Source organism: Klebsiella sp. JN_Kp121 (assembly GCF_040062145.1).
Taxonomy (GTDB): Bacteria; Pseudomonadota; Gammaproteobacteria; order Enterobacterales; family Enterobacteriaceae; genus Klebsiella; species Klebsiella aerogenes.
The window spans coordinates 151409-173818 of record NZ_JBEAHX010000007.1; the positions used below are offsets into that span (position 1 = coordinate 151409).

Here is a 22410-nt window from a genome sequence, read left to right on the forward strand (position 1 = left end):
CCATGAGGGGAAAGGCGACTTATTCAAATACATGGATCGCAACGGCTGTTCGATCCGTTCTTTACGCCAGCGCGCTTAGCGCTGGCGTATTGCTGTGCGCCGCATCCGCTCACGCCGATGACCGCGACCAGCTGAAATCCATTCAGGCCGATATCGCCGCCAAACAGCGCGCGATTAAGCAACAGCAGCAGCAACGCGCCTCCCTGCTCGCCCAGTTAAAAGCGCAGGAAGAGGCCATTTCCGCCGCCGCGCGCAAACTGCGTGAAACTCAGGATACTCTCAATCAGCTCAATAAGCAGATTGACGACATGAACGCGTCTATCGCTAAGCTGGAGCGCCAGCGCGCCTCCCAGGAACGGAATCTCGCCGCGCAGCTTGACGCCGCGTTCCGCCAGGGGCCGCACACCGGCATGCAGATGATCCTCAGCGGTGAAGAGGGGCAGCGTAACCAGCGCCTGCAGGCCTATTTTGGTTACTTTAACCAGGCCCGTCAGGAGACCATCGCCCAGCTCAAGCAGACGCGCGAAGAAGTCGCGGTGCAAAAATCGATGCTGGAAGAAAAACAAAGCCAGCAGCAAACGCTGGTTTACGAGCAAAAAGCGCAGCAGGCCAAGCTTGAGCAGGCGCGCAACGAGCGTAAAAAGACGCTCTCCAGCCTCGAATCCTCCATTCAGAAAGGCCAACAGCAGCTCAGCGAACTGCGCGCTAACGAATCGCGCCTGCGCGGCCGCATCGCCCAGGCGGAAGCGGCAGCCAAAGCCCGCGCCGACCGCGAGGCTCGTGATGCCCAGGCGGTACGTGACCGCCAGCAGGAGGCCTCGCGCAAAGGCACCACCTATAAACCAACCGAAAGCGAACGTTCGCTGATGTCGCGAACCGGCGGCCTCGGCGCGCCGCGCGGGCAGGCTTTCTGGCCGGTACGCGGAACAATTCTTCATCGTTATGGCGAACAGCTGCAAGGTGAACTACGTTGGAAAGGGATGGTTATCGCTGCGTCTGAAGGCACCGAAGTCAAAGCCATTGCCGATGGCCGGGTGATCCTCGCCGACTGGCTACAGGGCTACGGCCTGGTGGTGGTCGTTGAACACGGCAAAGGCGACATGAGTCTTTACGGCTATAACCAAAGCGCGCTGGTTAGCGTCGGTACCCAGGTCCGCGCGGGCCAGGCTATCGCGCTGGTAGGCAGTAGCGGCGGTCAGGGTCGTCCGTCGCTCTATTTCGAAATTCGCCGCCAGGGTCAGGCGGTCAATCCACAGCCGTGGTTGGGAAGATAAGTTTTGCTTCAATTTCGCATGATTGCACTTGCTGTAGCCGGTTCGCTGGCTATGGCTGCGCCGGTTTTTGCCGGTAAACTCTCTATCGTTATCGATGATTTCGGCTACCGTCCGCAGACGGAAAATAAGGTGCTGGCGCTACCGCCCACCATCTCCGTCGCCGTACTTCCGAATGCCCCCCACGCCCGGGAAATGGCCACTAAAGCGCATAATCTGGGCCATGAAGTGCTGATCCATCTGCCGATGGCGCCGCTCAGCAAGCAACCGCTGGAAAAAGACACGCTGCGCCCGGATATGAGCAGCGATGAGATCGAACGTATTATCCGTGAGGCTTACGGGAAAGTGCCTTACGCCGTCGGGCTGAATAACCACATGGGTAGCGCCATGACCTCAAACCTGTTCGGCATGCAAAAGGTGATGCAGGCGCTGGAACGCTACAATCTCTATTTTCTCGATAGCGTGACCATCGGCAACACCCAGGCCATGCGCGCCGCCCAGGGTACCGGCGTGAAGGTGATTAAACGCAAAGTGTTTCTCGACGACACCCAGAACGAGGCGGACATCCGCACTCAGTTCAATCGCGCCATCGCACTGGCGCGGCGTAATGGTTCGGCGATCGCCATTGGCCACCCGCATCCTTCAACGGTGCGGGTACTACAGCAAATGGTCTATAACCTGCCGCCTGATATCACGCTGGTGCGCCCGAGTAATCTGCTGAACGAACCGCAGGTCGACAACTCGACGCCAAACACGCCCGTCCAACCAAACGCGCCGCAGCAGCAGAAGCCGCGTAACCCGTTCCACGGTGTGAAGTACTGCAAACCGAAGCGTCCGCTGGAGCCGGTGAACGCCAGCCGCTTCTTTAGCATCCTCAGCGAAAGCATCAGCCAGAGCGCGCTGGTCCAGTATTACCAGTTGAAATGGCAGGGCTGGGACAGCCCCACCAACTAATCTTCATCAGGGATCCGTGCGCTTCTCCGTCACGGTTCCCTGCTGCTTACCATTGTAGGCATACCAGGCTTTAAAATACTTCATGAAGCTGTACAAGGTGGCGTACAAACCGGTTACGGCCCCCACCTTGCCGCTACGCCAGGCGCCGCTGAATAAATACCACTTAAAAAACGCACCGATGGCGCTGATAATCCCGCGGCTGAGCGACGGCCTGACCTTCTGCATCTTCACCAGCCGGGTGGTATAGCTGTTGAGCTTGTTAAACACTTCATGCAGTGAATAGAAGGTATCGTGGCGGACAAAGCCCGGCAGCCTGGTCGAGGTCAGATGGCCGACTACCTGATCGTCTACCGGACGCTGGTTAAAACTGGCCCGCTGACGGTTGAACAGACGTACCGGGTAATCCGGCGATGAGATGGGATAGATGGTCCGCACCTGTTCGCCAAGCACGAACCAGTAGCGCGGCAGGCGCCACGCGCAGGTCGGATCCGGCTCCTCTCCCGCCTTAAGCGCAAGAATCGCCGCAACCACTTCATCATCGAGGATTTCGTCGCTATCCATGCACAGCACCCAGTCATGAGTCGCCAGCGAGGTCGCATAGTTCATCTGCATGCCGTGGGCGGCATAGGGGTGATGGTGAACCGTTAAGCCAAACTGCTGACATATCTGTAGCGTTTCATCCATACTGCCGGAATCAACGACAATAAACTCATCTGCCACCCGCAACAACGGCGGCAATACTTCCCGTAATAAGCGGGCCGAATTACAGGTCAGCAAGCATACTGAGAGTTTAAACATAGTGTTTATGCGATTAAACGAAGAGTAAACTAACTGTATAAACGAATAGGTAAAAAATCGATGCAGAAATAGTGCGATAGATACGTATTATTTTAGAAATGTTATCCAAATCTAAATAAATCTACCTTGAGATAAATTTCATCACATTGCCCGATACCACCGGGTGTCAGTTATCTGGTTTGAGATGCCCTCTCCTTATGTACCCCCGTTTGTCACTCATACGGTCCGCTTTGCTGTCATCGTAAAGAGCGGCATAGATCCAGTATTTGTTAATAGTGCGTATTTTCACCACCACGTCATCAGCCATAACGGAATATGTATTATTCGCATTATCATCTGGCCATTCTTTGAATGAAAGCTGATTCCATTCATGCTGTAAATGATATGTCGTTAACCAGGGATAGCGCCCGTCCCCGCCGCAGGGGACCTGAGCATTCATATCGTCTATATTTGATGCAGGTTTATTTTGCACAGGAACAAAAGAAAGCAATACGGCGCTATAATTCTCACTGCTGCATTCGATATACTGCGCGATATTATTAACCAGCAGACTACCCTGCTGGTTAACGTACCACTCGCGAAATTTGATAAAATTTTCCGGGATATCACTAAAGTTCTGCCGAATAAACAGCAACTGTTCTTTCAGCGTTGCCTTAACATATATATTGATGACTTTTTTTAATTTCCCCTGGTCATCCAGCCAATAATAGCGAAATCCGAGGGCAGGAACATTAATGGTCGCGTTATCGCTCCATTGCGCCTTCCAGTAGGCTTGCAGTACGCCATGCTCAAGCCTGCGCTCAGCCTGAATGCCAAAACTTACCATTAGCAGTAGTACCGGCAAGATAATATTCTTCAATTGCCAAAGACGGCTGATAAAAATAGGGTGTGCCATATATCTCATCCTTGTTATATGAAGATATGGCAGAATATAAATAAACCCGACACCAGTTCAATAGTGACCGTAGTAATAACAATAACTTTATTATCGATATATATGAAAAGGATAAGCTGCCCATGATTCATGGGCAGCAAGAATGCTTATTATCGTCATCCTGACGATAATTCGCTTAATCCCAGCTCAGCACCACTTTACCAGACTGGCCGGAACGCATCGCGTCAAAGCCTTTCTGGAAGTCATCAATACCGAAACGGTGGGTGATAATCGGCGAAAGATCGAGGCCAGACTGGATCAACGCCGCCATCTTATACCAGGTTTCAAACATTTCGCGGCCGTAAATCCCTTTGATAAACAGCCCTTTGAAGATGACCTTGGTCCAGTCGATAGACATATCCGACGGAGGAATACCCAGCATCGCAATACGTCCGCCGTGGTTCATGGTATCGAGCATGGTACGAAACGCCGGCGGCGCGCCGGACATCTCCAGACCCACGTCGAAGCCTTCGGTCATCCCCAGCTCGGCCATCACGTCGTTAAGATTCTCTTTAGCGACGTTAACCGCGCGGGTGACGCCCATTTTACGCGCCAGCTCCAGACGATATTCGTTAACATCGGTAATCACCACGTTACGCGCGCCGACATGTTTCGCCACTGCCGCGGCCATCACGCCGATCGGGCCAGCGCCGGAAACCAGAACATCTTCACCGACCAGGTCGAAGGAAAGCGCGGTATGCACAGCGTTGCCGAACGGGTCGAAGATGGATGCCAGATCGTCAGAGATATTATCCGGGATTTTGAAAGCGTTGAAGGCCGGGATCACCAGATATTCAGCGAAACAGCCCGGGCGGTTTACCCCCACGCCGATGGTATTACGGCACAGATGGGTACGACCGCCACGGCAGTTGCGGCAATGTCCGCAGGTGATATGCCCTTCGCCGGAAACGCGATCGCCAAGCTTAAAGCCGCGAACTTCCTGACCGATACCCACGACTTCGCCAACGTACTCATGCCCCACCACCATCGGAACCGGAATGGTTTTCTGCGACCATTCGTCCCAGTTATAGATGTGCACGTCGGTACCGCAAATCGCGGTCTTACGGATTTTAATCAGCAGATCGTTATGGCCGACTTCCGGTTCCGGTACGTCGGTCATCCAGATGCCTTCTTCCGCTTTCAGTTTGGATAACGCTTTCATCTCACACCCTTATTAGGCGATGACGCCCAGTTGTTTGCCGATGCGGGTAAAGGCTTCCACCGCACGTTCAATTTGTTCAGGGGTATGCGCCGCCGACATCTGGGTGCGAATACGCGCCTGGCCTTTTGGAACCACCGGATAGAAGAAACCGGTGACGTAAATACCTTCTTTCTGCAGTTCACGCGCGAATTCCTGCGCGATGGTGGCTTCACCGAGCATCACCGGGATGATCGCGTGGTCGGCGCCTGCGAGGGTAAAGCCTGCGGCGGTCATTTTTTCGCGGAACAGGCGCGCGTTAGCCCACAGGCGATCGCGCAGTTCGCTGCCCGCTTCCACCATCTCCAGCACCTTGATAGAAGCGGCGACGATAGCCGGCGCCAGGGAGTTGGAGAACAGATAAGGACGGGAACGCTGGCGCAGCCACTCAACGACTTCTTTGCGCGCCGCGGTGTAACCGCCTGACGCGCCGCCCAGCGCTTTACCCAACGTGCCGGTAATGATGTCGACGCGGCCCATCACGTCGCAATATTCATGGGAACCGCGGCCATTTTCGCCGACAAAGCCCACGGCGTGAGAATCATCGACCATCACCAGCGCATCATATTTATCCGCCAGGTCACAGACGCCTTTCAGGTTGGCGATCACCCCGTCCATGGAGAAAACGCCATCGGTGGCGATCAGCACGTGGCGAGCGCCAGCTTCGCGCGCTTCTTTCAGACGCGCTTCCAGCTCCTGCATATCGTTGTTGGCATAGCGGAAACGCTTCGCTTTACACAGGCGCACGCCGTCGATGATCGACGCATGGTTCAGCGCATCAGAGATAATGGCGTCTTCCGGCCCCAGCAGCGTTTCAAACAGGCCGCCGTTGGCATCAAAGCAAGAGGAGTAGAGAATCGCGTCTTCCATACCGAGGAAATCCGCCAGTTTTTTCTCAAGCTGCTTATGCGTGTCCTGGGTACCGCAGATGAAGCGCACCGAGGCCATCCCGAAGCCGTGGCTGTCCATGCCGGATTTCGCCGCGGCGATCAGTTCCGGGTGGTTCGCCAGGCCCAGATAGTTGTTGGCGCAGAAGTTAATGACGTGGCTGTCGCCGACGGTGATGTCCGCCTGCTGAGCCGAAGTAATGATACGTTCTTCTTTAAACAACCCTTCCGCGCGCGCGGTATCCAGGTCATTGGTTAACTGTTTGTAGAAATCACCACGCATTGCAACTCTCCAGATTCGGCAAAATTTGGCACATATTACCCAAAGCTATACGTTGATACGAGATGATGCATGCCTGAATGAATTATTTGCAGCATAAATCACGCGCGGCCAGCACCTTTTCGGCGAATGGCTGAAGCCTTTCGGATGTAGTGATATGATATGAGTATTCGTGTCCGGATTGTCTCCGGACCCTCTACTTCAAAGGTACAGTTATGATCATCGTAACCGGCGGCGCAGGCTTTATCGGCAGCAACATCGTTAAAGCCCTGAATGACAAAGGCATCACCGATATTCTGGTTGTAGACAATCTGAAAGACGGCACCAAATTCGTAAACCTGGTGGATCTGGACATCGCTGACTACATGGATAAAGAAGATTTTCTGATCCAGATTATGGCTGGCGAAGAGTTCGGCGAGGTCGAAGCGGTATTCCACGAAGGCGCCTGCTCTTCCACCACCGAGTGGGACGGCAAGTATGTGATGGATAACAACTATCAGTACTCCAAAGAGGTGCTGCACTACTGCCTGGAGCGTGAAATCCCGTTCCTGTACGCCTCTTCCGCCGCCACCTACGGCGGGCGCACCAGCGACTTTATCGAATCCCGCGAATTCGAAAAACCGCTGAACGTCTACGGCTACTCAAAATTCCTGTTCGACGAATACGTCCGTCAGATCCTGCCGGAAGCAGATTCGCAGATTGTCGGCTTCCGTTATTTCAACGTCTACGGGCCGCGCGAAGGCCACAAAGGCAGCATGGCGAGCGTGGCCTTCCACCTCAATACCCAGTTGAATAATGGCGAAAATCCGAAACTATTCGAAGGCAGCGATGGATTCAAACGCGACTTCGTCTATGTCGGCGACGTCGCCGCGGTGAACCTGTGGTTCTGGGAAAATGGCGTTTCCGGTATCTTCAACCTTGGTACTGGCCGCGCGGAATCCTTCCAGGCGGTCGCCGATGCGACCCTGGCGTACCATAAGAAAGGCAGCATTGAGTACATCCCGTTCCCGGACAAACTGAAAGGCCGCTACCAGGCATTCACCCAAGCCGATCTGACTAACCTGCGTAAAGCGGGCTATGACAAACCGTTCAAAACCGTTGCCGAAGGCGTAACGGAATATATGGCCTGGCTCAACCGCGACGCGTAAGAAACAAGCATGAAAATATTGGTGATAGGCCCGTCTTGGGTGGGCGACATGATGATGTCGCAAAGTCTTTATCGTACGCTCAGGGCGCGCTATCCCCAGGCGATTATCGACGTGATGGCGCCGGCATGGTGCCGTCCGTTGTTATCGCGCATGCCGGAAGTCAATGAAGCGATTGCCATGCCGCTCGGCCACGGCGCGCTGGCTATCGGCGAACGCCGCAAACTCGGCCACAGCCTGCGCGATCGTCGTTACGATCGTGCTTATGTGCTGCCGAATTCGTTTAAATCGGCATTGGTGCCTTTCTTTGCCAACATCCCGCTGCGCACCGGCTGGCGCGGCGAAATGCGCTACGGCCTGCTCAACGACGCCCGCGTGCTGGATAAAGACGCCTGGCCGCTGATGGTGGAGCGCTACGTGGCGCTGGCCTACGATAACGGCGTCATGCGCTGCGCTAAAGACCTTCCACAGCCGCTGCTGTGGCCGCACCTGCAGGTCAACGACGGCGAAAAATCACAGGCCTGCAACGCCTTTAATCTCTCAAACGATCGGCCAATTATCGGCTTCTGCCCCGGCGCGGAATTCGGCCCAGCAAAACGCTGGCCGCATTATCACTACGCCGCGCTGGCGAAAAAGCTCATTGACGATGGTTATCAGATAGCGCTCTTCGGCTCAGCAAAAGATAACGATGCCGGCAAAGAGATCATCGCCGCGCTCAGCAGCGAGCAGCAGGCCTGGTGCCGTAATCTGGCTGGCGAAACCCAGCTGGAACAGGCCGTGATTCTGATTGCCGCCTGTCAGGCCGTGGTCAGCAACGATTCGGGGCTGATGCACGTCGCCGCCGCCCTGGACCGCCCGCTGGTGGCGCTGTACGGCCCGAGCAGCCCGGACTTTACCCCGCCGCTGTCGCACAAAGCACGGGTTATTCGCCTGATTAGCGGCTACCACAAAGTGCGCAAAGGGGATGCCGCTGAAGGTTATCATCAGAGCCTGATCGACATCACTCCAGAACGCGTCTTGCAGGAGCTGAACGAACTGTTAGCGGAAAAAACCGAGCACGAGGAAGCGTAACGGATGCGGGTATTGATCGTAAAAACCTCATCCATGGGCGACGTACTACACACGCTGCCCGCGCTAACCGATGCTGTGCAGGCCATTCCCGGCATCCGCTTTGATTGGGTGGTTGAAGAGGGCTTCGCACAGATCCCTTCATGGCATGAGACCGTCGAGCGGGTGATTCCGGTGGCGATTCGCCGCTGGCGCAAAGCCTGGTTTTCCGCGCCTATCAAAGCGGAAAGAAAAGCCTTTCGCGAGGCCGTAAAGGCCGTCAACTACGATGCTATTATCGATGCCCAGGGGCTGGTGAAAAGCGCCGCGCTGGTGACGCGTCTGGCGCATGGCATTAAACATGGCATGGACTGGCAGTCCGCCCGCGAGCCGCTGGCGAGCCTGTTTTATAACCGTCGCCACCATATCGCCGTTCAACAGCATGCGGTAGAGCGTACGCGCGAACTGTTCGCCAAAAGCCTCGGCTATGCCCGGCCGCAGACGCAGGGTGATTACGCCATCGCGCGCCACTTTATTCGCCCCGACTCACCGGTAGCAGAGCCGTATCTGGTCTTCCTGCACGCCACCACCCGCGATGATAAACACTGGCCGGAAGCGCGCTGGCAAGAGCTTCTCGATCTGCTGGCAGATAGCGCCGTACGGATCAAACTGCCGTGGGGCGCGCCGCATGAAGAGGCGCGGGCAAAACGGCTGGCGGAAGGGCGCAAGAACGTCGACGTATTGCCGCGCATGAGTCTTGAGCAGGTCGCCCAGATTCTGGCTGGCGCACGCGGCGTGGTTTCCGTCGATACTGGCCTGAGCCATTTGACCGCCGCGCTCGATAAACCCAATTTCACGCTCTACGGCCCAACCGATCCGGGACTGATTGGCGGATATGGTAAAAATCAGCATATTATCCGCCCGGTTAACTCATCGCAGCTTGCCGATTTAGACGCTGCTGCGGTTTTTGCACAAATAGAGCCATTGCTGGTAGCAGAGAAAGCCTATGTCTGATTTTTTTTCAGAGCAACGTCCGCCTAAACGCGTGCTGATCATCAAGCTTCGCCACCATGGCGATGTACTTTTAACATCTCCAGTCTTTACGGTAATGAAAAAAAACTGGCCAGACGCCGAAGTGGATGCCCTGGTGTATGACGATACTCAGGCGATGTTGACCAGTCATCCGTATATTAATCAGGTGCATACGATTGGCCGCCAGTGGCGAAAAAAAGGCTGGCTCGCGCAGTTTCGCTTATATCGCGAACTGCTCAATACGCTAAAAGCGCGTCAGTATGACGTGTTGATTAACCTGACCGAACACTGGCACGGCGCGCGTCTGGCGCGTCGCCTGAAGCCCCGCGTGTCGGTCGGTTTCAAACCCGATAAGCGCAGCGGCCTGGCGCGTCGTCGTTGGGTAAAATCATTTACCACGCTGTATCCGGCGATTCAGGATAACTCTCGTCATATGGTTGAGGTGAATCTCGATGCGTTGCGCCGTATCGGTATCCACCCGCAAAACGCGGCGGACAAAAATACGCTCTTTGTACCAGGAGAGGCGGCAGAGAAATCGATCGCTGAAAAACTCGACGCCTTCGGCCTTAGCAGTAAATCCTATATTCTGGTGCACCCGACCTCGCGCTGGATGTTTAAGGCCTGGCAAATCGACAAACTGGCAAGGACCATTGACACCCTGGCCGCTCGCGGATTGCCTGTTATTCTTTCTGCCGCGCCGTCGAAAGAAGAAACGGCCTACATGAACGAGTTACGCGCCGCTCTCACCCAGCCGGTTTTCGATTTGAGCGGACAGTTAAATCTGAAAGAGCTTGGCGCCTTGATGAAGCACGCCCGTCTCTACTTCGGCGTTGATTCAATGCCGATGCATTTAGCCAGCGCGGTCGGAACGCCGACGGTGGCCATTTTCGGCCCAACCGGCGCTATCAAGTGGTCGCCGTGGGGCGTGCCATATCGTGTGATTACCGCCGGGTTTACCTGCCAGCCGTGCGGCAAAGCCGGCTGCGGCGACAGTCAGGTTTCGGACTGCATCACTGCTATTACTCCGCAGCAAGTCCTGAGCGCGATTGACACTCTGTTACTGGAATCTCCATGATGAAACTGGCTATCGTTCGCCAAACCTGGAACCCTAACGGCGGCGCAGAGCGTTTTGTCTCGCGCGCGCTTAACGTGTTAGCGCAGGATTCCGCGCTGGACGTCACGCTGATCGCCCGCTCATGGGAGGAGTCGGCAAACTGGAAAACGTTGACGGTAAATCCTCCTTTCCGTAACCGCACGGTACGTGAACGCGGCTTCGCTCAGGCCGCTGCCGCTCATTTCGCAGACTTTGATATCGTACAGTGCCATGAGCGCATCCCCGGTGCGACGATCTTCCGCGCTGGCGATGGCGTGCACGCGGCCTGGCTTGAGCAATATAACCGTATCCTTTCGCCGCTCTCTCGTCTGGCGCAGTCCTTTAGCCATTACCATCGCTATATTCTCAGCGCTGAGCGGGAGATGTTCACACACCCCGCGTTACGCAAAGTTATCTGTAATTCAAAAATGGTTCGCGATGATATCGCGCGCCGCTTTCAACTCGCCGACGATCGGCTAACCGTTATCTACAACGGTGTCGATACCGCGCATTTTCATCCGGACGTTAAAGCGTTGTCCCTGCGTAGCTCACTGGGGATCCCCGAGTCAGCGCCGGTACTGGCCTATGTCGGATCAGGATTTTCGCGGAAAGGCGTCGCGACAGCGCTGCGCGCCGTCGCCGCTCATGCTGACGTTTGGTTGCTGATCGCCGGGCGCGATAAACATGCGCATCGTTTTAGCGCGCTGGCGAAGCGGTTGAAGATTACCGATCGCGTCAAATTTCTCGGTCCGGTTTCCGATGTACGCCAGGTATATGGTTCGGCCGACGCTCTGATCTTACCTACGTTGTACGATCCATTCCCTAACGTCTGCGTCGAGGCTATGGCCTGCGGACTACCGCTGCTAACCAGTTTCGGCTGTGGCGCAGCGGAGTGGATTGAACAAGGCATCAACGGCTGGGTATGCGATGCGCTCGACGTCATTGGCTATCAGGATGCCATCGGCGAATGGTTAAAGGGCCGCGAGCGCAACGTTGATTTTGCGGCCAACGCACGCGCCACCGCCGCCCCCTATACGCTTGAACGCATGGCGGAAGAACTGCAGGCGCTTTATCGCGATCTTTTACGCTGAGCCGCCGAGCGGAAAACGCTTTCCATCGCCTCTAACATACATTCGCGAGTAAAATGGGTTGTGAGATACTCATAGCCCTGCTCCGCTAACTGGCGGCGCAGTGATGCGTCCTGATAGAGAGTAACGATCGCTTCCCGTAGCGCATCAACATCATTCTGCGCAATAAGTAACCCCGTCCGGCGGTCGATAACCGCATCACCAGTACCACCAGCATCAGTAGCAATCGTCGCTATCCGCGAAGCCAGAGACTGTAAGACCCCCTGCGGCACGCCTTCCATATCATGAGAAGGACTAATTGCCACATCAAAAGCCGGGAACCAGCGCTGCGGGTCAGGGCGATGTCCTGCCATCACCACACGAGATAGCAGATTGAGCTGAATAATCTGCTCCTCCAGGGCCTCACGGTGCGGCCCCTCACCGACAATCGCCAGCTTCACCGTGGGATCGTTTATTTGCGCTAACGCTTTCAGCAACACGCTGTGGCCTTTGTTAGGGCGCAGATGCGATACGACACCTAGCCAAAAATCGTTCTGCGAGAGCTCGCAATACGCTCGGGCATCATATTTGTCATCAGGATAGAAACGCTGCGTATCCACACCGCTCGGTACTGAAGTGGTTTGTTCAAGCGGTACGCCCAGTGCCGTCATTTGATGACGAAGCGCTTCGCCAGTCGTAACGATGTGCGCACAGGCGGTGCGAAACAGCCAACGCGTTGTCCAGTTATTACGCGGGACGCCGGAGGCATGGCGCGTACGTACTAACGGAATAGGATTTGCCAGAGTCAAGTTAGCCAACGCCACCAGCCAGGTATCGGCTGAGTTATGGCTGTTAATAACATCAATATTATTACCCTGTTCCAACAGCCAGCGCCGCAGCCGCATCAGATTACTCAGATTTTTACGCTTTAATGGCATCGTGACGACGGTTAATCCTGCCGCCTGCGCCATCTGATGCAACGGCGCAGATTCCGGGCACAGTATGGTCACGGTGTGACCCCGGGCCACCATACCTAACGATTCATTAATGATGCGCAGAGGCTGGCCGCCCTTGCCGCCATCGGCTTCAGTGTGAACGATGTGCATACTTTTCCAGTTCCTGACAGTGGAGCGATAGTATATACATCGAGAGCGGAGATGTGCATGGTCTGTGAGGAACGCAACGAGGAATGCGCGACCGCTTACAATTATCCCTCTTCTTCATAAGTACGATGTATGTTAGTTTTCCCATCCACGGATTATTGACGGTGGCTGGCATTTCAGCTTCTGTCATATTGTTAACTCACGCTGCCGGAAAGCTGGTTTGTCAAACCCGCCTCTAAACTATGACTAAAACCCGTAATTTTTTTGCAGGACTGACGTTTTTGTACGTCCTGGCATTATGTTTTGTCTGGCCGATTCCTAACGACCAACTCCTTTTCAACCGCAATGGTTTTATCTACACCATTATTTTATGCAGTTTCGGCCTATTCTTTACCAGCCGCACCGCTCGCCAGAAGCTTGATACACACCAAATAAAGTTTGTATTGATTACCCTCTGGCTACTAACGCTTTATATCTTGTTCAACGGCCTGTTCGTCGCCCCGGATCTGAAAGAAATGGTCGGTACCTGGGATGGACAATGGCTGCGCCCGGTCCTGCTGTTTTGTTCCGGTCTGATTCTGATGCCGGTACTGCAAACCCAGTTCCCTTCCCTAACCAGCGCACGGCTGTTCACACTGATCGTGCTGTGTTTCTGGGGCGTGATTTGTATTCATCTCCTGGATTCCGCCTGGCTGTACTGGCGCGATGGCTATATCCACTGGGGCGAAACGCGGATTGTTTATAACCGCACCCGTATGAGCTTCCAGGTCAATATGATAACCGGCTTCCTGCTGGCGGAATTACTGGCCCGAGCGTTAATCAAAAAACGCTTCCTGTGTCTGAATACCCCGATCGTTACGCTGTTGTTGATCTCTAACCTCATCTGTACCGCACTGGTTGATACGCGCTGGGGCACAATAGGGCTGGTCGGCAGCCTGTTCTCGACCTTTATCCTGCTTAGCCTGAACGCCCAGCGCCGCAGCCGCGTCGTACTTACTTTAGGCCTGTTAGTCGCTCTGTTCTGCTCCGCGATTTTCCTCGGTTACGCCTCCTGGAAAACCGATCCGCGCTGGCAGAGTCTGGAAAGCGATGCGGTCGCTGGCTGGAACGCGCCATTTACCAGCTTCTGCTATAACCGCGTTGACGGCACTATCCCGCTCAACGCCCAGGGTAAAGAGATCGATCACTCTAACGGCTGCCGAGCCAGCTTCTTCCATCAAGGCTGGAAGCTTGTTGGCGAGCACCCGGCAGGAATTGGCCCTCGCAAAGAGGCGTTTCGCTATATTCTGCGTCGCGATACTCAGGATATGCATATTACGATTCCGCACAGCCATTATGGGCTAATCGAATTTGGCCTGCAGAACGGCGTGGTCGGGATTGCCGGCTGGCTTATCTTACTGGCGGGCTGCTGGTATATCGGCTGGCGTGAATTCCGCCATGGTAAAACTATGGTTGGGTTATTCCTGCTGCTGTTTACCATCGGCTTCTTCTCGCGAACCATGGTCGACCACAATCTCAAAGACCATTATCTCGAGCAATATATGATGTTGACTGGTTTGCTCATCGGCATCGCCGCGCTGCGACCGCGTGAGAATTATTCGCCAAACGACTAACCATACCTCCGCGCCAGTGGCTTTCTTTATCGCATCATAGATAATAGAGAGCGCTGGCGCAGTTCATATCCGAACTCTGCAACACAAACAGTGTCCAAGCGTAGCACTAGACGTCCCGCTTTTATCACGGAGTAAGCATGTCAGACATTCCTGTCCTGAGCCTTATCGTCGCGGTTTATAACGGTGAGAAATTCCTGAGCGCATTTTTTGACAGCATAAAAGCTCAGCAAATTAGCGGCCTTGAAATCATCGTCGTTAATGACGGTTCAACGGACAACTCTGCTTCTGTTATCAACCACTACGCCGGTGAGTTTGCCCAGTTCCACGTCATCGATCAGGCCAACGGCGGCGTGTCCGCGGCACGTAATAGCGGTCTTGCGGTAGCGCGGGGAGAGTATGTCGCCTTCCCCGATATCGATGACGTAATCTACCCGGGGATGTATTCCCGTTTACTGGAGATCGCCCACCAGAACAACCTTGACGTCGCTACCTGTAACGGTAATTACATTTATGATGATGGGCGTCCCAGCAAAAAAATATTCCCTTCAGACCGTCTTGCGTCCACTGGCGTCCTTGAGGGGCCGGATTGGCTAAATATGGCGCTGGAGTCGCGCAAGTTTTTGCACGTCACCTGGCTAAATATTTATCGCCACGCGCTGATTAAAGAAAATAATTTTTCTTTCGAACCGGGGCTACGCCATCAGGATATTCCCTGGACGACCGAAATACTGCTGGTAGCCAAACGCGTGCAGTACATCGATGAAGTCTTTTATGATTATCTGATCCACTCAGCTTCGGTATCCCATACCCCTGGTACCGACGATACGCGGATGCGCTCTTCACGTCACTATATGAAAATACTGACAATGCTGGATGCCATTAATCAGCGCTACCCGGAACAGGTGAAACGCGTTCCCGGCTGTCATTGGCAAATCGCTAAAGAGGGTTTAGGTATTCTGCATAGCATCAATAATATCGAAGACCTCGCCAAAAAAAGGGAAATTACGCAAGAACTCTTTGACCGCGGCATCTGGTCGATGATCTGGAAAAATGCGCGTGGATTACGCCTCCGCTGGCGTCTGGGACGTCGTTATTTTCGTTTAAAAAAACTGGTCAAATAAAGCGAACCTATGAATAAGCTTAAATTGCACGCCGTTTCTCGCAGCGATTTTATCGCTAAAAATTATGCTGACTTCCAGACGCTGCTCGATAACCGGGTCGATCCCAACACCATTCCAGAGCGTTTTTATTGCGGAGGACGCGGTGGCTGGACATTCCAGACGACGCTGGCCCTCAATTATTATTATGGCGACGCGATAGAATGCTCTTTCGGCTCTGAATGCCGCCCCGATGCTATCAATCTGATGCATAACGATGATTTCGGTTCTCGCGTCAAGCCCTGGCGAGGTGTCACCGTCGTCGCGCGCGCTGACCGACCACCGGTTATCGGCGCGGATTATGTCGTTGACCAAAATCCGGAAGTTGACGGTCACAGTAATCGTATCTTCGTCCCTTATTGGCCGCAGCCGGGTGTTCAGCCGCGCGAGCGCACGGATAACACTATTCAAACCGTGGCCTATTTCGGGCGCGTCGATAGTTTCCCGGCGGAATATCAAAGCGATGAATTTAAACAACGCCTGGCTGAACAAGGTATTGCCTTGCGTATCTCGTTCAACAACTGGACAGACTACCGCGATGTCGATATTTGTGTGAGTTTCCGTAAATCACATGACCATAAGCTAGCGCGCAAACCGGCCAGCAAGCTTATCAATAACTGGTTGGGCAAAACGGTAATGATTTGCGACGATGAACAATCGTTCCGGGCAATTCGCGAAAGCGAACTCGACTATCTGATAGCTAAGAATCCGGACGAAGCCTTCGCAGCGATCATGAAGTTAAAGAACGACCCCGAGCTCTATCAAAAGATGCGCGAACAAGGGGAGAAACGGCTTCAGGTCTATTCAAGGGAAGCCGTTGCCGCCCGTTGGATGGCGCTTTTTGAAGATATCTGGCGCAAGGGTTTGAATGCACGTTCAATGCCGGTCCGCGCCCTCCGCTTTGGTTTTGGCAAAGCGATTCGTCCTTTGACCAAAAAGTACTGAGTTACGATGATGACTTTACACCGCAATCTTATACGTACATTACTGCTGACGGTCGCTTTTGCCGTGCTGTTCGCGCTGCCAGAAATCATTATCCTGTTAAAGGACCACGTCTATAGCCCGAAGGCTGGAGACCTCTCGCTTTATCTGATTATTTCGCTGCTGGCGGCGGTAAGTATACGCTTCTTAATCACCCGCTTGCTGTTGGCGATTACCTTCATCGTGCAAATTAGCGAAGCGATTTACTATCAGTTTTATGGCCAGTTCTATGGCCCAAGCGAGGTATGGCTGGCGTTCGTCGAAACCAAAGATATCGCCAGCGGCATTACCGACAGCCTCGGCACGTTGGGAATTTACTTCGTTATCATGTTTATCGCTGTTGTTTTTGCCCTGTTCTTTACGCGCCGTTTTGCGCCGCAGTGGCCTAAGCTGCTGGCCGTGCCATGTCTGGTAGCGATTCTGGTGATGTTTGTCGGCCAGTTTTACAAAGCGATCAACGGCCAGATGTATAAGTTCAACCCGGATCTGCGTCACTCGCTTCTGCGTAACGGCCTTTCGGCCATGAGCTACAGCGCTATTCGCCTGATACCAGAGGCGATTTCCGGTGATAACCAGAAACTAACAACCTACGAGCCGTATAAAGTCACGCCGATCCCGCAAAGCCAGGTCGGCCGCTACTCTATTATTCTCGCTATCGGTGAAAGCCTGAACCCGCACCACATTAGCGCGTTGGGTTATGAACGAGATACCACCCCTGAATTGAAAGCGCTTATGGAGCAATATCAGGGAACCGGACGGCTAATCGTCTCCAATGCCGTCTCTACTCGCGTGGCTATTCCGATGTTGGTCAATAACCTGCGCGAGCCTGACAACTACGCCGCCTACAAGAATAAATCAGCGAACATTTTTGTTAATGCGCAGAAGCGTGGTTATCAAACGGCATTTATCTCTGCCCAAGGGCTGGAAGGCTTAAGTAACTGGATTGGCATCCACGCGCTCAACCTGTGGGAAGATACACAGGTGCGACCGGCGCCAGAAATCGGCGCTGATGTGGTTCTTACCCCCTCAGTAGAAAAAGCCGATATTAACTGGGCGAAGCCGTTCCTGATGGTTCTTAACAGCCGGGCGCCACATATCCCTTACGACCGCAACATTCCGCAGGGATTTGCCCGCTTCTCAACACCGGAAGCCGGCGATGAAGTCACCCAGAAGAAAAACGAGTATGATGACGCGGTTCGCCTTTACGATCGTGAACTGGCCTCGGCGATTCGCACGGTAATGGCCAAGTCGAAATTACCCGTCCTGGTCTTCGTCACCTCCGATCACGGTGAACGCGTCGGCGATGGCGGCTTATTTGGCCACTCTATCGTTTCAATGCCAATCGCGCAGGTTCCGTTCCTCTACTTTAGTAACGACCCGGCCTATTCAATGCACAATATTGCGCCTCAGATGCCGTTGAACCACTATCAACTGGCAACGCTGATCAACAAAATGTTAGGGTACACCATTGAAAACCCTAATCTGAAAGATGACAGTTACTTTATTACTGGCGGCGATATTCGCGGTCTTTCTGAGCGTGTAACCTATCATTTGAATGCACTCCCTCCTGCGGAACAATAATTCTGCGGCGTATAGAAGGTGGGCAATCATTGCCCACCTTTGCCAACATCGGGTATGGAAGACAACAAAAGGACTGGGAAAGCGCCAAAGAGATAGCTTTACGCGGGTTAAATGCTTAGAATTTGCCCGCAAAAAACCTAAAACGGATAAATAGTTTGGAATTGCTTTATACCACCCTACTCTACCTCATTCAGCCGCTGGTGTGGCTGCGACTGCTGCTGCGCAGCCGTAAGGCGCCGGCCTACCGAAAACGCTGGGCTGAACGTTATGGCTTCTGTCAAAACAAGGTAGTGCCGGATGGCATTCTGCTGCACTCCGTCTCCGTCGGTGAAACGCTGGCGGCGATCCCGTTAGTACGCGCGCTACGCCATCGCTATCCCTCACTGCCCATCACCGTCACGACCATGACGCCAACCGGCTCAGAGCGAGCGATGTCTGCCTTCGGTAAAGATGTTCATCACGTGTATCTGCCGTATGACCTACCCTGCGCCATGAACCGCTTCCTCAACAGCGTACAGCCGAAACTGGTCATCGTGATGGAAACCGAGCTGTGGCCGAACATGGTCGCCGCGCTGCACAAACGTAAAATCCCGCTGGTTATCGCCAACGCGCGCCTGTCAGAGCGTTCCGCGAAAGGCTATGCCAAACTCGGCGGCTTCATGCGCCGCCTGTTAAGCCGTATTACGCTTATCGCCGCGCAAAATGAAGAGGACGGCAACCGCTTCCTCGCGCTTGGCCTCAAACGTAACCAACTGGCGGTGACCGGCAGCCTGAAATTCGATATTTCCGTAACCCCGGAACTGGCGGCCCGCGCCGTTACCCTGCGTCGCCAGTGGGCGCCGCACCGTAAAGTGTGGATCGCCACCAGCACGCACGACGGCGAAGAACAAATCATCCTGCAGGCACATAAAAAACTGCTGGAAACCTTCCCCGACCTGCTGCTGATCCTCGTGCCGCGCCATCCGGAACGCTTCGGCGACGCTCGCGATATGGTGCAAAAGGCCGGGATGAGCTTCACCATGCGCAGCACCGGTGAAATTCCGTCGAACAGCACCCAGGTGGTGATTGGCGATACCATGGGCGAATTGATGCTGCTCTACGGCATTGCCGACCTGGCGTTCGTCGGCGGCAGCCTGGTTGAACGTGGCGGGCATAACCCGCTCGAACCCGCCGCCCATGCTATTCCGGTGCTGATGGGCCCGCATACCTTCAACTTTAAAGATATCTGCGCCAAGCTGCAGCAGGATGATGGCCTGATCACCGTCACGGACGCCGACTCGCTGGTCAGAGAGGTTTCTACCCTGCTGACGGACGAAGATTATCGACTGTGGTACGGCCGCCACGCGGTGGAAGTGCTGCACCAAAACCAGGGCGCGCTGTCGCGTCTGCTACAGTTACTGCAACCCTACCTGCCGCAGCGGAGCCACTAATGTCGACCCGACTCTCCGTCGTGATGATCGCCAAAAACGCCGCCGACCTGCTCGCCGATTGCCTGGCGTCGGTAAGCTGGGCGGATGAAGTGGTGGTGCTGGACTCCGGCAGTACCGACAATACCGTCGAACTGGCCCGTAGCCTCGGCGCGCGGGTCTATAGCAATACCGACTGGCGAGGCTATGGCATTCAGCGCCAGCGCGCACAGGATTACGCCACTCACGACTGGGTGCTGATGATTGATACCGACGAGCGCGTTACGCCTGAACTGAAAGCGGCTATTCTCAAGGTACTGGACGCGCCGCAGCGCGGCGTTATCTACAGTATCGCCCGGCGTAACTACTTCCTCGGGCGTTTTATGCGCCACAGCGGTTGGTATCCCGATCGGGTGATGCGCCTGTACGAACGCGCGCGTTACCGCTATAACGATAATCTGGTGCATGAATCTCTGGATAGCCTCGGCGCCGAAGTCGTGCCGCTCAGCGGCGATCTGCTGCACCTGACCTGCCGCGACTTCTCCGGCTTCCAGCAGAAACAGCTGGCGTATGCCGCAGCCTGGGCGCTTGAGCGCCATCAGAAGGGCAAGAAAACCTCGATGGCGGGGATTTTCAGCCATACGCTGGGCGCCTTCGTGAAAACGCTGCTGCTGCGCGGCGGCGTGCTGGATGGAAAACAGGGTTGGCTGCTGGCGGTAGTCAATGCGCAATACACGTTTAATAAATACACCGAGCTGTGGGCACTCAGCCGCGGCTACTCGGAGAAAGTGTAATTATGGGCACAAAAGCGATCTATCCGGGCACCTTTGACCCTATCACCAACGGCCATATCGATATCGTCACCCGTGCGGCGGGTATGTTTGATAAGGTTTTGCTGGCCATCGCCGCCAGCCCGAGCAAAAAACCGATGTTTAGCCTCGATGAACGCATTGCGCTGGCGGAGCAGGCAACGGCGCATCTGGTCAACGTTGAGGTGATTGGCTTTAGCGATTTGATGGCCAATTTCGCCCGCGCGCAGCAGGCGAATATTTTAATTCGCGGCCTGCGGGCAGTGGCGGATTTCGAATATGAAATGCAGCTGGCGCACATGAACCGCCATTTGATGCCCACGCTGGAAAGCGTGTTCCTGATGCCGTGCAAAGAGTGGTCGTTTATCTCTTCATCGCTGGTTAAGGAAGTGGCGCGCCACCAGGGCGACGTCTCCCACTTCCTGCCGCCTAACGTACATCAGGCGCTGTTAAATAAGCTGAAGTAGCATTTCCTGCCCCCGCTCGCGCTGCGCGTAGCGGGGCTGCCAGCTTATCTGGCCTGGCATAATCCACAACCCTCTCCACTACTTCTGACACTGGCGGCAATAAAAGGTCGCGCGCTGAGCGTGTTTGCTGGCGATAATCGGCGTGCCGCAGATCCGGCACGGCTCGCCTTTGCGGCCATATACCTGCAGCTCCTGGGCGAAATATCCCGGTTTACCGTCGCTTTGCAGGAAATCCTTCAGCGTCGTTCCACCCTGCTCAATCGAGCGCAGCAGCACCAGCTTAATCATCTTCACTAACCACTCGCATTCCTGATGCGAGAGCGACGAGGCCAGCCGATCGGGATGGATCCCGGCGGAAAACAGCGATTCGCTGGCGTAGATATTCCCCACGCCCACCACCAGCTTGTTATCCATCAGCCAGGGTTTAATGGCGGTTTTCTTCTTCGCGCAACGCTGCTGGAGATAGTCGGCGTTGAATTCATCGCTTAGCGGCTCCGGGCCGAGATGCGCCAGCACCGGATGACCATCCAGCTCTTTAGTCCATAACCAGGCGCCAAAGCGGCGAGGATCGGTATAGCGCAGCACTTTACCGTTACTCAGCACCAGGTCGACGTGGTCGTGTTTTTCAGCCGGCTGCTCTTCACTGAGGATGCGCAGGCTGCCGGACATGCCAAGATGAATAATGATCCAGCCGTGACGCAGCTCCAGCAGCAGGTATTTGGCGCGTCGGCGCACGCTCAGCACCGGTTCATCGCTGAGGCGATAAATCTCTTCAGATACAGGCCAACGCAGGCGCCCGTTGCGTACTACGGCATGCAGGATGTTAGCGCCTACCAGATGCGGCTCAATGCCGCGACGGCTGGTTTCGACTTCGGGTAATTCAGGCATTTTTTTCCTCTTAACCACACAGTTTCGGGTGACAGGGAGGCAGCGGGAAGAGAGGCCGGAAGGCTTAATAAAGCAAGCGGCCAGACTGAACGCATGCAGCCAACGCACCTGTAGCTCGAAGGATGAAGCATAAAACAAAAAACCCCGCCGGGGCGGGGTTTTAGTACAAGGAGACTAAAATTATTTGATTTTAGCTTCTTTGTAGATAACGTGCTGACGTACAACCGGATCGTACTTTTTCAGTTCCATTTTTTCCGGTTTGGTACGCTTGTTCTTCGTGGTGGTATAGAAGTGACCAGTACCAGCGGAAGAAACCAGCTTGATTTTCTCACGAATACCTTTAGCCATGATTTATTTCCTCTAAGTACTTAGTACTTTTCGCCACGGGCACGCAGTTCAGACAGAACTGTATCGATGCCTTTTTTATCGATTACACGCATACCTTTAGCAGATACGCGCAGGGTGACAAAACGCTTCTCGCTCTCAACCCAGAAACGGTGAGAGTGCAGGTTCGGCAGGAAACGGCGTTTAGTCGCGTTCAGTGCGTGGGAACGGTTGTTACCGGTCACCGGACGCTTGCCAGTAACTTGGCAGACTCGGGACATGTCTATTCTCCAAAAATCAAATTAGCTCGAGCTTCGTATGGGGTATTGGCGCCTCGTCAGGCTTTACAGCCCGGTCATCGCATAGTTCTATTGA

Annotated in this window: 22 protein-coding genes; 14 read left to right on the plus strand and 8 right to left on the minus strand. The window is 54.5% G+C overall.

Annotation, left to right across the window (positions count from 1 at the left end; genetic code table 11):
- Window positions 1–2: 2 nt before the first annotated feature.
- Window positions 3–1274: a murein hydrolase activator EnvC gene (gene envC / locus ABLU86_RS12145; protein ID WP_032706535.1), complete on the plus strand. Its 1272-nt coding sequence runs from the start codon at window positions 3–5 to the stop codon at window positions 1272–1274.
- A gap of 3 nt (window positions 1275–1277) precedes the next feature.
- Window positions 1278–2225 carry a divergent polysaccharide deacetylase family protein gene (locus tag ABLU86_RS12150; protein WP_020077690.1) on the plus strand — a complete coding sequence of 316 codons (948 nt, stop codon included), beginning with the start codon at window positions 1278–1280 and terminating at the stop codon, window positions 2223–2225.
- A 6-nt stretch (window positions 2226–2231) separates the two neighbouring features.
- Here the strand turns inward: ABLU86_RS12150 and ABLU86_RS12155 are convergent, their stop codons facing one another.
- The 4 genes from ABLU86_RS12155 to kbl all read right to left on the minus strand — a co-directional run bounded on the left by ABLU86_RS12155 (window position 2232) and on the right by kbl (window position 6325).
- Window positions 2232–3023 carry a glycosyltransferase family 2 protein gene (locus ABLU86_RS12155; protein ID WP_020077689.1) on the minus strand — a complete coding sequence of 264 codons (792 nt, stop codon included), beginning with the start codon at window positions 3021–3023 and terminating at the stop codon, window positions 2232–2234.
- A 166-nt stretch (window positions 3024–3189) separates the two neighbouring features.
- Window positions 3190–3918, minus strand: a complete 729-nt coding sequence (locus tag ABLU86_RS12160; RefSeq protein WP_032709391.1) for a hypothetical protein — start codon at window positions 3916–3918, stop codon at window positions 3190–3192.
- Window positions 3919–4093: 175 nt separating this feature from the next.
- Window positions 4094–5119 (minus strand): L-threonine 3-dehydrogenase, encoded by a 1026-nt coding sequence (tdh, locus tag ABLU86_RS12165; protein ID WP_015369171.1) that lies wholly within the window; start codon window positions 5117–5119, stop codon window positions 4094–4096.
- Window positions 5120–5131: 12 nt separating this feature from the next.
- Window positions 5132–6325 (minus strand): glycine C-acetyltransferase, encoded by a 1194-nt coding sequence (kbl, locus tag ABLU86_RS12170; RefSeq protein WP_015703795.1) that lies wholly within the window; start codon window positions 6323–6325, stop codon window positions 5132–5134.
- Between the two features lie 212 nt (window positions 6326–6537).
- Between kbl and rfaD the strand changes: the two genes are divergently transcribed.
- The 5 genes from rfaD to ABLU86_RS12195 are packed head-to-tail and all read left to right on the plus strand — an operon-like array spanning window position 6538 to window position 11730.
- Complete coding sequence (gene rfaD, locus ABLU86_RS12175; protein ID WP_015369169.1) at window positions 6538–7470, plus strand: ADP-glyceromanno-heptose 6-epimerase; 933 nt, start codon at window positions 6538–6540, stop codon at window positions 7468–7470.
- Window positions 7471–7479: 9 nt separating this feature from the next.
- Window positions 7480–8538, plus strand: a complete 1059-nt coding sequence (rfaF, locus tag ABLU86_RS12180) for an ADP-heptose--LPS heptosyltransferase RfaF (protein ID WP_020077687.1) — start codon at window positions 7480–7482, stop codon at window positions 8536–8538.
- A gap of 3 nt (window positions 8539–8541) precedes the next feature.
- The gene (rfaC, locus tag ABLU86_RS12185) at window positions 8542–9528 is read left to right on the plus strand and encodes a lipopolysaccharide heptosyltransferase RfaC (protein WP_015369167.1); all 987 of its coding nucleotides are present in this window, start codon (window positions 8542–8544) and stop codon (window positions 9526–9528) included.
- A complete protein-coding gene (gene rfaQ, locus ABLU86_RS12190) occupies window positions 9521–10621 on the plus strand; it encodes a putative lipopolysaccharide heptosyltransferase III (protein WP_015369166.1) in 1101 nt (366 codons plus the stop codon). The genes rfaC and rfaQ overlap by 8 nt, the downstream gene beginning before the upstream one ends.
- Window positions 10621–11730, plus strand: coding sequence for a glycosyltransferase family 4 protein (locus ABLU86_RS12195; RefSeq protein WP_026612195.1), 1110 nt, complete (start codon window positions 10621–10623; stop codon window positions 11728–11730). The genes rfaQ and ABLU86_RS12195 overlap by 1 nt, the downstream gene beginning before the upstream one ends.
- On the opposite strand, the gene ABLU86_RS12200 is transcribed toward ABLU86_RS12195, so the two are convergent.
- Complete coding sequence (locus tag ABLU86_RS12200) at window positions 11709–12812, minus strand: glycosyltransferase family 4 protein (protein ID WP_015369164.1); 1104 nt, start codon at window positions 12810–12812, stop codon at window positions 11709–11711. The genes ABLU86_RS12195 and ABLU86_RS12200 overlap by 22 nt on opposite strands.
- 239 nt (window positions 12813–13051) lie before the next feature.
- On the opposite strand from ABLU86_RS12200, the gene ABLU86_RS12205 reads away from it, so the two are divergent.
- The 7 genes from ABLU86_RS12205 to coaD all read left to right on the plus strand — a co-directional run bounded on the left by ABLU86_RS12205 (window position 13052) and on the right by coaD (window position 20823).
- Window positions 13052–14422 carry an O-antigen ligase family protein gene (locus ABLU86_RS12205; RefSeq protein WP_015369163.1) on the plus strand — a complete coding sequence of 457 codons (1371 nt, stop codon included), beginning with the start codon at window positions 13052–13054 and terminating at the stop codon, window positions 14420–14422.
- Window positions 14423–14559: 137 nt separating this feature from the next.
- A complete protein-coding gene (locus ABLU86_RS12210) occupies window positions 14560–15543 on the plus strand; it encodes a glycosyltransferase (RefSeq protein WP_015369162.1) in 984 nt (327 codons plus the stop codon).
- Between the two features lie 9 nt (window positions 15544–15552).
- On the plus strand, window positions 15553–16524 hold the full coding sequence (locus ABLU86_RS12215; protein ID WP_015369161.1) for a hypothetical protein: 972 nt from the start codon (window positions 15553–15555) through the stop codon (window positions 16522–16524).
- A 6-nt stretch (window positions 16525–16530) separates the two neighbouring features.
- The gene (locus ABLU86_RS12220; RefSeq protein WP_020077685.1) at window positions 16531–18141 is read left to right on the plus strand and encodes a sulfatase-like hydrolase/transferase; all 1611 of its coding nucleotides are present in this window, start codon (window positions 16531–16533) and stop codon (window positions 18139–18141) included.
- Window positions 18142–18296: 155 nt separating this feature from the next.
- The gene (gene waaA / locus ABLU86_RS12225) at window positions 18297–19571 is read left to right on the plus strand and encodes a lipid IV(A) 3-deoxy-D-manno-octulosonic acid transferase (RefSeq protein ID WP_015369159.1); all 1275 of its coding nucleotides are present in this window, start codon (window positions 18297–18299) and stop codon (window positions 19569–19571) included.
- Window positions 19571–20341 carry a glycosyltransferase family 2 protein gene (locus ABLU86_RS12230; protein WP_020077684.1) on the plus strand — a complete coding sequence of 257 codons (771 nt, stop codon included), beginning with the start codon at window positions 19571–19573 and terminating at the stop codon, window positions 20339–20341. Before waaA ends, ABLU86_RS12230 begins: the two co-directional genes overlap by 1 nt.
- Window positions 20342–20343: 2 nt before the next feature.
- A complete protein-coding gene (gene coaD, locus ABLU86_RS12235) occupies window positions 20344–20823 on the plus strand; it encodes a pantetheine-phosphate adenylyltransferase (RefSeq protein WP_015703808.1) in 480 nt (159 codons plus the stop codon).
- Window positions 20824–20901: 78 nt separating this feature from the next.
- Here coaD and mutM read toward each other — a convergent pair whose 3' ends face one another.
- The 3 genes from mutM to rpmB all read right to left on the minus strand — a co-directional run bounded on the left by mutM (window position 20902) and on the right by rpmB (window position 22316).
- Window positions 20902–21711: a bifunctional DNA-formamidopyrimidine glycosylase/DNA-(apurinic or apyrimidinic site) lyase gene (mutM, locus tag ABLU86_RS12240; RefSeq protein WP_015369156.1), complete on the minus strand. Its 810-nt coding sequence runs from the start codon at window positions 21709–21711 to the stop codon at window positions 20902–20904.
- Window positions 21712–21891: 180 nt separating this feature from the next.
- Window positions 21892–22059 carry a 50S ribosomal protein L33 gene (gene rpmG / locus ABLU86_RS12245; protein WP_002922510.1) on the minus strand — a complete coding sequence of 56 codons (168 nt, stop codon included), beginning with the start codon at window positions 22057–22059 and terminating at the stop codon, window positions 21892–21894.
- 20 nt (window positions 22060–22079) lie between these two features.
- Window positions 22080–22316 carry a 50S ribosomal protein L28 gene (gene rpmB / locus ABLU86_RS12250; protein WP_002436699.1) on the minus strand — a complete coding sequence of 79 codons (237 nt, stop codon included), beginning with the start codon at window positions 22314–22316 and terminating at the stop codon, window positions 22080–22082.
- Window positions 22317–22410: the final 94 nt, after the last annotated feature.